At 51.2% G+C, this 14248-nt stretch carries 12 protein-coding genes; 9 read left to right on the top strand and 3 right to left on the bottom strand.

Translation table 11 applies throughout. The annotated features are described in order from the left end of the window. Positions 1-13: 13 nt before the first annotated feature. From cyoA to OGV77_RS04415, 3 genes are all read right to left on the bottom strand, one after another. A complete protein-coding gene (gene cyoA / locus OGV77_RS04425; RefSeq protein WP_043015400.1) occupies positions 14-961 on the bottom strand; it encodes a cytochrome o ubiquinol oxidase subunit II in 948 nt (315 codons plus the stop codon). Between the two features lie 459 nt (positions 962-1420). After that, entirely contained in the window at positions 1421-2896 is a 1476-nt protein-coding gene (ampG, locus tag OGV77_RS04420; RefSeq protein WP_087051631.1) for a muropeptide MFS transporter AmpG, read from the bottom strand. Between the two features lie 44 nt (positions 2897-2940). Further along, a complete protein-coding gene (locus tag OGV77_RS04415; RefSeq protein WP_087051630.1) occupies positions 2941-3519 on the bottom strand; it encodes a lipoprotein in 579 nt (192 codons plus the stop codon). Between the two features lie 306 nt (positions 3520-3825). On the opposite strand from OGV77_RS04415, the gene bolA reads away from it, so the two are divergent. The 9 genes from bolA to fadM all read left to right on the top strand — a co-directional run bounded on the left by bolA (position 3826) and on the right by fadM (position 14242). After that, positions 3826-4143: a transcriptional regulator BolA gene (gene bolA / locus OGV77_RS04410; protein ID WP_003021619.1), complete on the top strand. Its 318-nt coding sequence runs from the start codon at positions 3826-3828 to the stop codon at positions 4141-4143. A gap of 344 nt (positions 4144-4487) precedes the next feature. Continuing rightward, positions 4488-5786 (top strand): trigger factor, encoded by a 1299-nt coding sequence (tig, locus tag OGV77_RS04405; protein WP_003021622.1) that lies wholly within the window; start codon positions 4488-4490, stop codon positions 5784-5786. Between the two features lie 247 nt (positions 5787-6033). Next, entirely contained in the window at positions 6034-6657 is a 624-nt protein-coding gene (gene clpP / locus OGV77_RS04400; RefSeq protein ID WP_003021624.1) for an ATP-dependent Clp endopeptidase proteolytic subunit ClpP, read from the top strand. 126 nt (positions 6658-6783) lie between these two features. Then, complete coding sequence (gene clpX / locus OGV77_RS04395) at positions 6784-8058, top strand: ATP-dependent protease ATP-binding subunit ClpX (protein ID WP_003831013.1); 1275 nt, start codon at positions 6784-6786, stop codon at positions 8056-8058. Positions 8059-8242: 184 nt separating this feature from the next. Beyond that, positions 8243-10597, top strand: a complete 2355-nt coding sequence (gene lon, locus OGV77_RS04390; RefSeq protein ID WP_038638272.1) for an endopeptidase La — start codon at positions 8243-8245, stop codon at positions 10595-10597. 190 nt (positions 10598-10787) lie between these two features. Continuing rightward, positions 10788-11078, top strand: coding sequence for a nucleoid-associated protein HU-beta (hupB, locus tag OGV77_RS04385; protein WP_219352570.1), 291 nt, complete (start codon positions 10788-10790; stop codon positions 11076-11078). A gap of 267 nt (positions 11079-11345) precedes the next feature. Then, entirely contained in the window at positions 11346-13220 is a 1875-nt protein-coding gene (gene ppiD / locus OGV77_RS04380; RefSeq protein WP_043015402.1) for a peptidylprolyl isomerase, read from the top strand. A gap of 146 nt (positions 13221-13366) precedes the next feature. Then, positions 13367-13741: a helix-hairpin-helix domain-containing protein gene (locus OGV77_RS04375; protein ID WP_043015403.1), complete on the top strand. Its 375-nt coding sequence runs from the start codon at positions 13367-13369 to the stop codon at positions 13739-13741. A 102-nt stretch (positions 13742-13843) separates the two neighbouring features. Continuing rightward, positions 13844-14242 carry a long-chain acyl-CoA thioesterase FadM gene (fadM, locus tag OGV77_RS04370; RefSeq protein WP_016152055.1) on the top strand — a complete coding sequence of 133 codons (399 nt, stop codon included), beginning with the start codon at positions 13844-13846 and terminating at the stop codon, positions 14240-14242. Positions 14243-14248: the final 6 nt, after the last annotated feature.

The following is a 14248-nucleotide window of genomic DNA, read 5'->3' as shown; positions in this document are numbered from 1 at the left end:
CTTCCTCGGCCCCTTAGTGAGCGGATTCCGCGTGGCTCATGTCCATGCCTTCCATTCCTTCGTGTGCGCTGTGCTCACCTTCGGGTTGGGTCATGTCCATGCTCTTACCGTGAGCCATAAATTTGTTAATAACGTCTTTAAACAAATCGGGTTTCACGTTGGAGAAGTATTCCACCTGGTTGTATTCACTTGGCACAGCCACTTTCTCGAACGCTGCCATGTCGCTCATGGTGTTCGTGGACTGTTTAGCTTTAGCAACCCATTGGTCGAATTCGGCGCGGTCCTTTGTTGCGATAGCCTTGAACTTCATACCGGAGAAGCCAGGTCCGCTATAGCTTGCGGAGATACCATCATAAGTACCGGCTTCGTTGGCGATCAGATGCAGTCGAGTCTGCATACCGGCCATGGCATAAATCTGGCTACCCAGACGCGGGATAAAGAAGGAGTTCATCACGGAGTTAGATGTCACTTTGAACTCAACCGGAGTATTCGCCGGGAAGGCGATTTCATTCACGGTAGCGATACCCTGTTCCGGATAGATGAAGAACCATTTCCAGTCCATGGAAACCACTTCGATGGTAATGGGCTTCTCGTCATGCGCCAGCGGTTTGCTTGGCTCAAGAGCGTGAGTGGTTTTCCAGGTCAGTACGGCAAGGAAAATGATGATTAAGATCGGCACCGTCCAGACCACAGCTTCCACTTTATTGGAGTGTGACCAGTTCGGGCTGTACTTCGCATCTTTATTGCTTGCACGATACTTCCAGGCAAAACCAACAGCCATCAAGATGGCGGGAATAACGACAATCAACATCAGGCCAAATGCCGTCAGTATCAATGAACGTTGTTCCAGTCCAATCTGTCCTTTAGGGTCAAGCAGCGCAGAATTACAGCCACTGAGTAACGCAGTGCCTGCAATTAATGACAACCATCCCAAACTTTTATTGTATTTCCTGAGTCTCATTTAACGACCTCAATTCCACGGGACCGGGTGGCGTTTAAAGTGTGAGGTCATTTTACGGGAAGGTTACATTACTGTAAACATCCTTGGATCTGTGTTACTGGGTTCTGCCGCGCATGTCACATATGTTGCAATATATGTCGCTTTGGCTTTAAGAACCTGTTGCAACATCACGTTATAACGAAAGCGGGCAGGCGAGGGACTTGCTGAGGGCAATTGGTATAACCAATACGAAAATAAAACAATTGTTTAACAATTGATTATCAATAAAAAGACAATTAAAGAACAAAAAATAAATCTGTAGTGGCTGAATCGAGTAAGGAAAATAGTATATATAAAAGGCGTCAATAATTTCCAAATTCTTTGGCGCACAAAATAACAAATTATATTTTTAGCGATTGTTGTTTATTTAGCCGTTATAATTACGCAAGGTGATTACAACGGCGATATTAATGCGGATTGTTACGCCAGACGGGTTTTGCGCAGTGCCAGATAATCCAGCAATCCACCAAAAACGACTCCACAGACCGCGACCACCACTGAGACTTCAAGCAGTTCCGGCAGGAAGGAGAAGCTGGTGTAATCCAGCGCGTTCATAGTTAACAGCAGTAGCCAAACCAGCAGTAAGCAGCAGCCCGCTACCAACGTCATTAATGCCAGGCTGTACGCCCCACGAAATTCCGTGCGTGGAATAAAGCTTTCATTTTTCCAGCTATGCTCCAGCGTCTGACGACAAACCAGCAGCAGTATGAGGCCGGGGATCGCGGCAAACACGGAGAACAAATAAAACGTTGGCCAACCGTGCGCTTCGACAAACCAACCCGCTACCGGGCCAACGTAAACGCGACCAACGGCTGAAAGCGCGGAGAGCAGGGCGAACTGGGTCGCTGAGAAGGACTTATTGCACAGCGTCATTAATAAGGCGACAAACGCTGCCGTGCCCATTCCACCGCACAGGTTTTCAAAGAAGACGGCGGCCGCCATACTGAACATGTGTTTGTCAGTGATGGACAGTAACCAATAACCCGCATTCGACGCCCCCTGCAGGATGCCGAAAATCAGCAAGGCGCGAAACAGCGAAAGGCGCTGCATCAGGATCCCGCCGTACAGCGCGCCAACGATGGTGGCCAGCAGACCGAGCGTTTTATTCACCACGCCAACTTCACCCGCATCAAACCCAACGCCGCGGATTAAAAAGGTGGTGGTCAGGCTCATGGCGAAAGCATCCCCAAGCTTATACAGCACAATCAGCAGCAGGATCAGCCAGGCGTTGTTACGACCAAAGAAGTCGCGCAGCGGGGCGACTACCGCCTGCTCCAGCGTTTTGGGCACCGGAATGGCATCAGTTGGTTCGGGCGCTAACAGAGTAGCGATGATACAAGGTATCAGTAGTGCTGCCATCAGCCAGTACATGCCCTGCCAGCCCAGCCAGCGATCGGCCATCCACAGGGCCAGCCCACCGGAAACCAGCATCCCTAAGCGATAGCCCAGCACGCTGATAGCCGCACCGGTGCCGCGTTCTTCGGCGGGCAACACGTCGGTTTTCCAGGCATCAAAGACGATGTCCTGCGATGCTGAGCAAAACGCGATCACCACCGCAAGCGCGGCCATCCAGCGCAGCTGCGTACCAGGTTCCAGAAAACCCATCGCGGCGATAGAAATCAGTAACAGTACCTGGGTTGCCAGCAGCCAACCCCGGCGTCGACCTAAAAACGGCGGAGTGTAGCGGTCCATTAGCGGGGACCAGAGGAACTTAAACACGTAGGCCTGGCCGACCAGAGAAAAGAAACCAATGGTTTTAAGATCGATATTCTCGACCGTCATCCACGCCTGAAGCGTACCCGAGGTCAGAGCGAGCGGTAAACCGGAGGCGAATCCCAGTATGAGCAGGATAGCTGAACGTGGTTGCTGAAAAATACGTAAGTAATGACTGGACATGGGCTTCTATAGGCCCGACGAGCGCCGGGCCATATGGGCAGAAATTAACGAGCGTTCTGCTTGATGAAATCGTGAACGCTGGTGTCCTGAGACATATCAGCGATGGTGTCGGTCAGTACGCTGTTAACGGCGTCAGCGATATTTTTGTTAGAGGCCTGCAGTGCGCCTTCAACAGAATAGCTTGCGCGGTAGTTTTTGGTCATCTTGTTGCCGTTAGCGGCGGTCGCGATGATGGCGATGTCTGCCTTGGTGGCGATGTTGTAACGCACGCTACCCTGAGACACGTCAGCATACAGTTGGCTAACAATAATTTGCAGGTTGACTGCACCGTTTGGCCCAATCATATAACCGCGTGCGGTCATCTGTTTTTCCAGTACTTCTTGCAGCAGGAAACGCAGATCGCGAGACGCGGTCAGGGTAACCAACTGGTTGTCACGGGTGACTTTTGCCAGCGCCTGATCCTGACGCTGGTCGGCACCGTTGATGCTAACGGTCACACCCATCAGGCTTGGGTCCTGCTGCGGCAGAGTGATTTTTGGGGAAACTTCAATAGTGGTCGGCGGCGTTGCGCATCCAGCTAACATAAACAGCGCGACAAACGGGACGAGGATTTTTTTTAACATGCCAGGGCTCTCAGCGAATCTAAATTGTATGGTTGGAGAAAATTCCCGCCATCATAACATCGCCAACGATGAGGGGAAGTGGGTAACGCATGTAAATTCATTGTGTTGTCCGTTTTATGACTTTGTGGAGACCATAAACGGATTTTTTGCAATAAATCGAAGGGTAGATTCAGTGAACTTCATCCGTTTGGCTGAGAAAATCAGACAAGGGCTAATTTTTTGTTGCTAAGGTGTAATGAAAACGGTAAAAGCGGCTAGTATTTAAAGGGATGGGTGACATCTCAGCGTTGTCGGAGGAAAAATTTCATGATGATTCGTGAGCAAATAGAAGAAAAATTAAGGGCAGCGTTCGAACCCGTATTCCTCGAAGTTGTGGATGAAAGCTATCGTCACAATGTCCCGGCTGGTTCTGAAAGCCACTTTAAGGTTGTGCTGGTTAGCGATCGCTTTACAGGTGAACGTTTTCTTAATCGTCATCGGATGATTTACAGCACATTAACGGCGGAGCTTTCCACAACCGTTCATGCGCTTGCCCTGCATACCTATACCATTAAGGAGTGGGAAGCGTTGCAGGATACGATTTTTGCATCGCCTCCGTGTCGTGGGGCGGGAAGCATCGCGTAAAAACGGATTTGCAACAACCGACGCTTTTCCAGTATGTTGCTACAGATTATGTGAAAACGGCCTGCGGGCCGTTTTGTTTTGTCTGAATTCTGGGGCGCTCGTACAGTATTCAGACAAAAATTAGCCGGGAATTGTGAAAAAAGCCGCAGCAACGCGCGATAACCGTTCTCGACTCATAAAAGTGATGCCGCTATAATGCGCGTCTTATTTTTCGGAATGTCTTCGGGATGATTCTGACGACAGGGAATGTGATTGCTTATGAGAACATCCCAGTTCCGCGAAGCCAACAACCTGTGCTTGCGGAGAAGAGTTGACCGAGCACTGTGATTTTTTGAGGTAACAAGATGCAAGTTTCAGTTGAAACCACTCAAGGCCTTGGCCGCCGTGTAACGATTACTATCGCTGCTGACAGCATCGAGACCGCTGTGAAAAGCGAGCTGGTCAACGTAGCGAAGAAAGTGCGTATTGACGGTTTCCGCAAAGGAAAAGTACCGATGAATGTTGTTGCTCAGCGTTATGGCGCATCTGTTCGCCAGGACGTTCTGGGTGACCTGATGAGCCGCAACTTCGTTGACGCGATCATCAAAGAAAAAATCAATCCGGCTGGCGCACCGAACTACGTTCCGGGCGAATACAAACTGGGTGAAGATTTTACTTACGCGGTAGAGTTCGAAGTTTACCCGGAAGTTGAGCTGACTGGCCTGGAAGCAATCGAAGTTGAAAAACCGGTTGTTGAAGTCACCGACGCTGACGTTGACGTGATGCTGGATACCCTGCGTAAGCAGCAGGCTACCTGGAAAGACAAAGACGGCGCTGCAGATGCAGAAGACCGTGTAACCATCGACTTCACCGGTTCTGTAGACGGCGAAGAGTTCGAAGGCGGCAAAGCGTCTGACTTCGTACTGGCGATGGGCCAGGGTCGTATGATCCCGGGCTTTGAAGAAGGCGTTAAAGGCCACAAAGCTGGCGAAGAGTTCACTATCGACGTGACTTTCCCAGAAGAGTACCACGCTGAAAACCTGAAAGGTAAAGCCGCTAAGTTCGTTATCAACCTGAAGAAAGTTGAAGAACGCGAGCTGCCGGAACTGACTGAAGAATTCATCAAACGTTTCGGCGTTGAAGATGGTTCCGTAGCAGGTCTGCGCGCTGAAGTACGCAAAAACATGGAACGCGAGCTGAAAGGCGCTGTGCGTAACCGCGTTAAGTCTCAGGCGATCGAAGGTCTGGTAAAAGCTAACGACATCGACGTTCCGGCTGCTCTGATCGACAGCGAAATCGACGTTCTGCGTCGTCAGGCTGCACAGCGTTTCGGCGGCAACGAGAAACAAGCTCTGGAACTGCCGCGTGAACTGTTCGAAGAACAGGCTAAGCGTCGCGTAGTTGTCGGTCTGCTGCTGGGCGAAGTGATTCGCACCAACGAGCTGAAAGCTGATGAAGATCGCGTTAAAGGCCTGATCGAAGAGATGGCTTCTGCTTACGAAGATCCGAAAGAAGTTGTTGAGTTCTACAGCAAAAATAAAGAGCTGATGGACAATATGCGTAACGTCGCTCTGGAAGAGCAGGCTGTTGAAGCCGTTCTGGCGAAAGCGAAAGTGACTGAAAAAGCCACTTCCTTCAACGAGCTGATGAACCAGCAGGCGTAATTCGTCGCTTTTTTAGCTCGAATTTCGTACGCAAGCCCGTCACCTTTTGGTGGCGGGTTTTTTTTTGTCACGCATTTTGCATGGGAAGAGTGCGAAAACAGCGTTTCAGTGTTAGCGTTACAACAAAAGATTGTTATGCTTGAATTATGGCGATGTCGTACCCATTACTGAGGGACTAGCTGATAATCCGTCCATAAGGTTACAATCAGCACAGCAGGTTTTTTCAAATTTTATCCAGGAGACGGAAATGTCATACAGCGGCGAACGAGATAACTTTGCACCCCATATGGCGCTGGTGCCGATGGTCATTGAACAGACCTCACGTGGTGAGCGCTCTTTTGATATCTATTCTCGTCTACTTAAGGAACGCGTCATTTTTCTGACCGGCCAGGTCGAAGACCATATGGCTAACCTGATCGTGGCGCAGATGCTGTTCCTGGAAGCAGAAAACCCAGAAAAAGATATCTACCTGTACATCAACTCCCCTGGTGGAGTGATCACTGCCGGGATGTCTATCTATGACACCATGCAGTTTATTAAGCCGGACGTCAGCACCATTTGTATGGGCCAGGCGGCCTCAATGGGCGCGTTCCTGCTGACTGCCGGGGCGAAAGGTAAACGTTTTTGCCTGCCTAACTCTCGCGTCATGATCCACCAGCCTCTGGGCGGTTACCAGGGCCAGGCAACGGATATTGAAATTCATGCCCGTGAAATCCTGAAGGTAAAAGGGCGCATGAACGAACTTATGGCGCATCATACGGGTCAATCTCTTGAGCAGATTGAACGTGATACCGAGCGCGATCGCTTCCTCTCCGCTTCTGAAGCGGTAGAGTACGGTCTGGTCGACTCGATTTTGACCCATCGTAATTAATGCCCAGCGCGCAGGTGTGCCGCTATAATTACCTGGAGCGGCACAACGCTGACTAGCGTCTTGCGCCTGAGAATGGCATTTGCGTCGTCGTGTGCGGCACAAAGAACAAAGAAGAGGTTTTGACCCATGACAGATAAACGCAAAGATGGCTCGGGCAAATTGTTGTACTGCTCTTTTTGCGGCAAAAGCCAGCATGAAGTGCGTAAGCTGATTGCCGGACCATCCGTGTATATCTGCGACGAATGTGTTGATTTATGTAACGACATCATTCGCGAAGAGATTAAGGAAGTAGCACCGCACCGTGAACGCAGTGCGCTGCCGACGCCACATGAAATTCGCAACCACCTGGACGATTACGTTATCGGTCAGGAGCAGGCGAAGAAAGTGCTGGCGGTCGCGGTATACAACCATTACAAACGTCTGCGCAACGGCGACACCAGCAATGGCGTCGAGTTGGGCAAAAGTAACATCCTGCTGATTGGCCCGACGGGTTCCGGTAAAACGCTGCTGGCTGAAACGCTGGCGCGCCTGCTGGACGTTCCGTTCACCATGGCCGACGCCACCACGCTGACCGAAGCCGGTTATGTGGGGGAAGATGTTGAGAACATTATTCAGAAACTGCTGCAGAAATGCGATTACGATGTGCAGAAAGCACAGCGCGGGATCGTCTATATCGATGAAATTGACAAGATTTCTCGTAAGTCCGATAACCCGTCCATTACCCGTGACGTTTCCGGCGAAGGCGTACAGCAGGCGCTGTTGAAACTGATCGAAGGTACGGTTGCTGCCGTTCCGCCGCAGGGTGGTCGTAAACATCCTCAACAGGAATTCCTGCAGGTTGACACCTCTAAGATCCTGTTTATCTGTGGCGGTGCCTTTGCCGGTCTGGATAAAGTGATTGCTAACCGTGTTGAAACCGGCTCCGGCATTGGTTTTGGCGCAACGGTAAAAGCGCAGTCTGACAAAGCCAGCGAAGGTGAACTGCTGTCGCAGGTAGAACCAGAAGATCTGATCAAATTTGGTCTGATCCCTGAGTTCATCGGTCGTCTGCCGGTTGTCGCGACGCTGAGCGAACTGAGCGAAGAAGCATTGATCCAGATCCTCAAAGAGCCGAAAAACGCCCTGACCAAGCAGTACCAGGCGCTGTTCAATCTTGAAGGTGTCGATCTGGAATTCCGTGAGGAAGCGCTGGATGCGATCGCCAAGAAAGCGATGGCGCGTAAAACTGGTGCTCGTGGTCTGCGTTCAATCGTCGAAGCCGCGCTGCTCGACACCATGTACGATCTGCCGTCTATGGAAGACGTCGAAAAAGTGGTGATCGATGAGTCGGTGATTGGCGGTCAGAGCAAGCCGTTGCTGATTTACGGTAAGCCGGAAGCGCAGCAGGCATCTGGCGAATAATTCATCAATTCATACAGACATTTAATTAAAAAGGGGGGATTTTATCTCCCCTTTTATTTTTCCGTAAACATGGCGTTGAATGTGTGGGAAACATCCCCATATACTGACATACATGTTAAAGGTGGTGTGGAGCACAGTCGTACCACCTGATTACCTGGCGGAAACTAAACTAAGAGAGAGCTCTATGAATCCTGAGCGTTCTGAACGCATTGAAATCCCCGTATTGCCGTTGCGCGATGTGGTGGTTTATCCGCACATGGTCATACCCTTATTTGTAGGGCGGGAAAAATCTATCCGTTGTCTGGAAGCGGCTATGGACCATGATAAAAAAATCATGCTGGTCGCACAGAAAGAAGCGTCAACGGATGAGCCGGGTGTAAACGATCTTTTCACCGTCGGGACCGTGGCCTCTATTTTGCAGATGCTGAAACTGCCTGACGGCACCGTAAAAGTGCTGGTCGAGGGGTTACAGCGCGCGCGTATTTCTGCGCTGTCTGACAACGGCGAGCATTTCTCTGCGAAAGCGGAGTACCTTGACTCGCCAGCCATTGATGAGCGCGAACAGGAAGTGCTGGTGCGTACCGCTATCAGCCAGTTCGAAGGCTATATCAAGCTGAACAAGAAAATCCCACCAGAAGTGCTGACGTCGCTGAACAGCATTGACGATCCTGCACGTCTGGCGGACACCATCGCTGCACACATGCCGCTGAAACTGGCTGACAAGCAGTCCGTGCTGGAGATGTCCGACGTTAACGAACGTCTGGAATATCTGATGGCGATGATGGAGTCTGAAATTGATCTGCTGCAGGTTGAGAAACGCATTCGCAACCGCGTGAAAAAGCAGATGGAAAAATCCCAGCGTGAGTACTATCTGAACGAGCAGATGAAAGCCATTCAGAAAGAGCTCGGAGAGATGGACGACGCGCCGGACGAAAACGAAGCGTTGAAGCGTAAAATCGACGCGGCGAAAATGCCGAAAGAGGCAAAAGAGAAAGCGGAAGCAGAACTGCAGAAGCTGAAAATGATGTCTCCGATGTCGGCGGAAGCGACCGTAGTGCGTGGCTACATCGACTGGATGGTTCAGGTACCGTGGAATGCGCGTAGCAAGGTCAAAAAAGACCTGCGTCAGGCGCAGGAAATCCTCGATACTGACCACTACGGTCTGGAACGCGTCAAAGATCGTATCCTTGAGTATCTCGCGGTTCAAAGCCGTGTGAACAAAATCAAGGGACCGATCCTGTGCCTGGTTGGGCCGCCGGGGGTAGGTAAAACCTCTCTGGGACAGTCCATCGCTAAAGCCACCGGACGTAAATATATTCGTATGGCGCTGGGCGGCGTGCGTGATGAAGCTGAAATTCGCGGTCACCGCCGGACCTATATTGGCTCTATGCCGGGTAAACTGATCCAGAAAATGGCTAAAGTGGGCGTTAAAAACCCGCTGTTCCTGCTCGATGAGATCGACAAAATGTCTTCTGACATGCGTGGCGATCCGGCTTCCGCACTGCTTGAGGTGCTGGATCCAGAGCAGAACGTGGCGTTCAGCGATCACTACCTGGAAGTGGACTACGACCTCAGCGACGTGATGTTCGTTGCGACCTCTAACTCCATGAATATTCCAGCGCCGTTGCTGGATCGTATGGAAGTGATCCGTCTGTCCGGTTATACCGAAGACGAGAAGCTGAACATTGCTAAACGTCACCTGTTGCCGAAACAGATTGAGCGTAATGCGCTGAAAAAAGGCGAGCTAACGGTCGACGATAGCGCCATTGTGGGCATTATTCGTTACTACACCCGTGAAGCCGGCGTGCGTAGTCTGGAGCGAGAAATCTCCAAACTGTGCCGTAAAGCGGTGAAACAGCTGCTGCTCGACAAGTCGCTGAAACATATCGTGATCAATGGTGATAACCTGCACGATTACCTGGGCGTTCAACGCTTTGACTATGGCCGCGCGGACAACGAAAACCGCGTTGGTCAGGTAACGGGTCTGGCGTGGACGGAAGTGGGCGGCGATCTACTGACTATCGAAACCGCCTGCGTACCGGGTAAAGGTAAGCTGACCTACACCGGTTCGCTGGGTGAAGTCATGCAGGAATCCATTCAGGCAGCACTGACCGTGGTGCGGGCGCGTGCGGAAAAACTGGGTATTAATCCGGACTTTTACGAAAAACGCGACATCCACGTTCACGTACCTGAAGGGGCGACGCCGAAAGATGGTCCAAGTGCGGGTATTGCCATGTGTACCGCGCTGGTGTCTTGTCTGACCGGTAACCCGGTACGCGCCGACGTGGCGATGACCGGCGAGATCACCCTGCGTGGTCAGGTTCTGCCTATTGGTGGTTTGAAAGAAAAACTGCTGGCGGCACACCGTGGTGGTATTAAAACGGTCTTAATTCCAGACGAAAACAAACGTGACCTGGAAGAGATTCCGGACAACGTGATTGCCGATCTGGACATCCATCCGGTGAAACGCATTGAGGAGGTTCTGACGCTTGCGTTGCAAAATGAGCCCTCCGGAATGCAGGTTGTGACCGCAAAATAGTGACCTCGCGCAAAGAGCACTAATAAAAACAGGGCTGGCAGGCCATTTCGGACTTGCCAGCCTTTTTTTGTATAGCTAATTTAGATGACGGATTGGGCTTGCCATCATTAACGGGTGTTGTAAGGGCATGGCAGGCCTGATATAACTGCTGCGCGTTCGCACTTTGAAGGATTCAGGTGCGATATAAATTATAAAGAGGAAGAGAAGAGTGAATAAATCTCAACTGATCGACAAAATTGCTGCAGGGGCTGATATCTCTAAAGCTGCGGCTGGACGTGCGTTAGATGCAATTATTGCTTCTGTTACTGAATCTCTGAAAGAAGGTGATGACGTAGCGCTGGTAGGTTTTGGTACTTTTGCCGTTAAAGAGCGTGCTGCCCGTACTGGTCGCAACCCGCAAACAGGTAAAGAGATCACCATCGCCGCGGCTAAAGTACCGGGCTTCCGTGCAGGTAAAGCACTGAAAGACGCGGTAAACTAAGTGATTTCCCCTTTGGGGATGTGACGAAGTACAAGGGCGCATCGACTGATGTGCCTTTTTTATTTGTAATTCCGGTACTTTCTACGCGTTGTGGGCTGACAATTGCCCCTGTTTCTTGTCACAATAGACCTTTGTGCGCAGCGTTCAGGAAACGCTATGCTGCGTGAAGCATATATACTCAAAATCCTTGCCGCTGTTGTTGTGCCTGCGCGCAGGCGGCTTGAGAGATAACGCGTATAGTCATCTACAGCGGAGTGTGGTTACACCATGATGGACAGCTTACGCACGGCTGCTAACAGTCTCGTGCTCAAGATTATTTTCGGTATCATTATCGTGTCGTTCATTTTGACCGGCGTGAGTGGTTACCTGATTGGCGGGGGCAATAACTTCGCCGCCAAAGTGAATGGCCAGGAGATCAGCCGCGGGCAGTTCGAGAATGCGTTCAACAGCGAACGTAACCGCATGCAGCAACAGCTGGGCGATCAATACTCCGAACTGGCTGCGAACGAAGGCTACATGAAAACGCTGCGTCAGCAGGTGCTGAATCGTCTTATTGACGAAGCGCTGCTGGATCAGTACTCCCACGAGCTTAAGCTCAACATCAGCGACGATCAGGTCAAACAGGCTATTTTCGCCACGCCTGCGTTCCAGGTGGACGGCAAATTTGATAACAACCGCTACAACGCGATTGTTAATCAGATGGGTATGACCGCCGATCAGTACGCTCAGGCATTACGTAATCAGCTCACTACCCAGCAGCTGATCAACGGTGTTGCCGGTACGGACTTCATGCTGAAAGGCGAAACGGACGAGCTGGCGGCGCTGGTTGCACAGCAGCGTATCGTTCGCGAGGCGACGATTGACGTTAACGCACTGGCCGCGAAGCAGTCTGTTACCGAGCAGGAAGTTGCCAGCTACTACGAGCAAAATAAAAACAACTTTATGACGCCGGAACAGTTCCGCGTGAGCTACATCAAGCTGGACGCCGCTGCTATGCAGGAGACGGCCAGCGATGCGGATATTCAGTCTTACTACGACCAGCATCAGGACCAGTTCACTCAGCCGCAGCGTAACCGCTACAGCATCATTCAGACCAAAACGGAAGATGAAGCCAAAGCGGTGCTGGACGAACTGAACAAAGGCGGTGATTTCGCTGCGCTGGCAAAAGAAAAATCTGCTGACATCATCTCTGCCCGTAAAGGCGGCGACATGGGATGGCTGGAAGATTCCACCACTCCGGATGAGCTGAAAAGTGCTGGTCTGAAAGAAAAAGGCCAATTGTCAGGCGTGATTAAGTCTTCCGTTGGTTTCCTCGTTGCGCGTCTTGACGACGTACAACCTGCACAGGTTAAACCGCTGAGCGAAGCCCGTGACGACATTGCGGCGAAAGTGAAGCAGGAAAAAGCGCTGGACGCGTATTACGCACTGCAGCAGAAAGTGAGCGATGCCGCCAGCAACGATAACGAATCCCTGGCGGGCGCGGAGCAGGCTGCTGGCATGAAAGCGGTTGAGACGGGCTGGTTTAGCCGTGACAGCCTGCCAGAAGAACTGAACTTCAAACCGGTCGCTGACATCATTTTCAATGGTGGTCTGGTTGGCGAAAACGGTACGCCTGGCAGTAACTCCGACATCATCACCGTGGACGGCGATCGTGCGTTTGTATTGCGTATTGCAGAACACAAAGCCGAAGCCGTTAAGCCACTGGCTGAAGTGAAAGATCAGGTAACTGCGCTCGTTAAGCACAATAAAGCAGAGCAGCAGGCGAAGCTTGATGCCGATAAACTGCTGGCGGATCTGAAAGCCGGTAAAGGCGATGAAGCGATGAAAGCGGCGGGTCTGAGCTTTGGCGAGGCGAAAACGCTGAGCCGTACCGGGCAGGATCCGCTGAGCCAGGCGGCCTTTGGCCTGAGTCTGCCAGCGAAAGACAAACCGAGCTACGGCGTGGCGAACGATATGCAGGGTAATGTTGTTCTGCTGGCGCTGGACGAGGTGAAAGCCGGTTCTATGCCTGAAGCGCAGAAGAAAGCGATGGTTCAGGGGATTACCCAGAACAACGCGCAGATTGTCTTCGAAGCGCTGATGAGCAACCTGCGTAAAGCCGCAAAAATTAAAGTCGGTGACGCGCTGGAACAGCAGCAATAACCGAGGCTGCTCGCAAAAAATTGCAAAAAGTTGTATCGACAAAAGGCCGCTTTCGCGGCCTTTTCCATTTCTGATATTTGCCGTTTGTCTGTCGTTGTGCACCCCGCTATCGTGATTCCACTGTTAACAAACAAGGAGAAAACAGTATGAAACATGGAATCAAAACCCTTCTTATCACTCTTTCATTGACCTGTGCCGGCATGGCTCAAAGCGCACTGGCTGCAGAGCCTGTCGCCAAAAGTCAGGCGACTCAAGCCAAAGCGGATGCTTCCACAGTGGCGCAAAGCAAAGCCACGTCAGCGGCTAAAGCGAGCGACGATGAAGGTACCAGGGTAAGCATCAACAGTGCTTCTGCTGAGGATTTAGCTCGAGTCATGAATGGCGTTGGTCTGAAGAAAGCGCAGGCGATTGTGAGCTATCGTGAAGAGTACGGACCGTTTAAAACGGTGGAGGACTTAAAGCAGGTGCCGGGCATGGGTAGCTCGCTGGTTGAGCGTAATTTGGCAGTTTTAACACTTTAATAACTTGCGCAGTGGCCAATATTTGCCACACTAGAGAGGTCATACCAGTTATGGCCTCACTACCCTGAATATATTCCTATAAAAACGTAAGGTTCCTGCGCTATGCAAACACAAATCAAAGTTCGTGGTTTTCATCTTGATGTCTATCAGCACGTTAACAATGCCCGCTATCTGGAGTTTCTGGAAGAAGCCCGCTGGGATGGTCTGGAAAACAGCGACAGCTTTCAGTGGATGACCGCACACAACATCGCTTTTGTGGTCGTTAATATTAATATTAACTACCGCCGACCTGCGGTGCTGAGTGATCTGCTGACCATCACCAGCCAGGTCCAACAGCTAAATGGTAAAAGCGGCGTGTTGAACCAGACCATCACCCTGGAGCCGGAAGGACAGGTGGTGGCAGACGCGTTGATTACCTTCGTCTGCATTGATTTGAAAACGCAAAAAGCGCTGCCGCTGGAAGGGGAGTTGCGCGAAAAATTGGAGCAGATGGTGAAGTAGTGGCTG

Origin of the sequence: Citrobacter sp. Ce129 (assembly GCF_030334545.1) — a bacterium.
GTDB classification, from domain to species: Bacteria; Pseudomonadota; Gammaproteobacteria; order Enterobacterales; family Enterobacteriaceae; genus Citrobacter; species Citrobacter europaeus.
The sequence above is the reverse complement of the archived record's forward strand: the minus strand, read 5'-3'. Positions and strand labels throughout refer to the sequence as shown.

Excerpts from the sequence above, each read along its gene's own strand:
- cyoA (WP_043015400.1), bottom strand. The coding sequence starts at position 961 with ATGAGACTCAGGAAATACAATAAAAGTTTGGGATGGTTGTCATTAATT.
- ampG (WP_087051631.1), bottom strand. The coding sequence starts at position 2,896 with ATGTCCAGTCATTACTTACGTATTTTTCAGCAACCACGTTCAGCTATC.
- OGV77_RS04415 (WP_087051630.1), bottom strand. The coding sequence starts at position 3,519 with ATGTTAAAAAAAATCCTCGTCCCGTTTGTCGCGCTGTTTATGTTAGCT.
- bolA (WP_003021619.1), top strand. The coding sequence starts at position 3,826 with ATGATGATTCGTGAGCAAATAGAAGAAAAATTAAGGGCAGCGTTCGAA.
- tig (WP_003021622.1), top strand. The coding sequence starts at position 4,488 with ATGCAAGTTTCAGTTGAAACCACTCAAGGCCTTGGCCGCCGTGTAACG.
- clpP (WP_003021624.1), top strand. The coding sequence starts at position 6,034 with ATGTCATACAGCGGCGAACGAGATAACTTTGCACCCCATATGGCGCTG.
- clpX (WP_003831013.1), top strand. The coding sequence starts at position 6,784 with ATGACAGATAAACGCAAAGATGGCTCGGGCAAATTGTTGTACTGCTCT.
- lon (WP_038638272.1), top strand. The coding sequence starts at position 8,243 with ATGAATCCTGAGCGTTCTGAACGCATTGAAATCCCCGTATTGCCGTTG.
- ppiD (WP_043015402.1), top strand. The coding sequence starts at position 11,346 with ATGATGGACAGCTTACGCACGGCTGCTAACAGTCTCGTGCTCAAGATT.
- OGV77_RS04375 (WP_043015403.1), top strand. The coding sequence starts at position 13,367 with ATGAAACATGGAATCAAAACCCTTCTTATCACTCTTTCATTGACCTGT.
- fadM (WP_016152055.1), top strand. The coding sequence starts at position 13,844 with ATGCAAACACAAATCAAAGTTCGTGGTTTTCATCTTGATGTCTATCAG.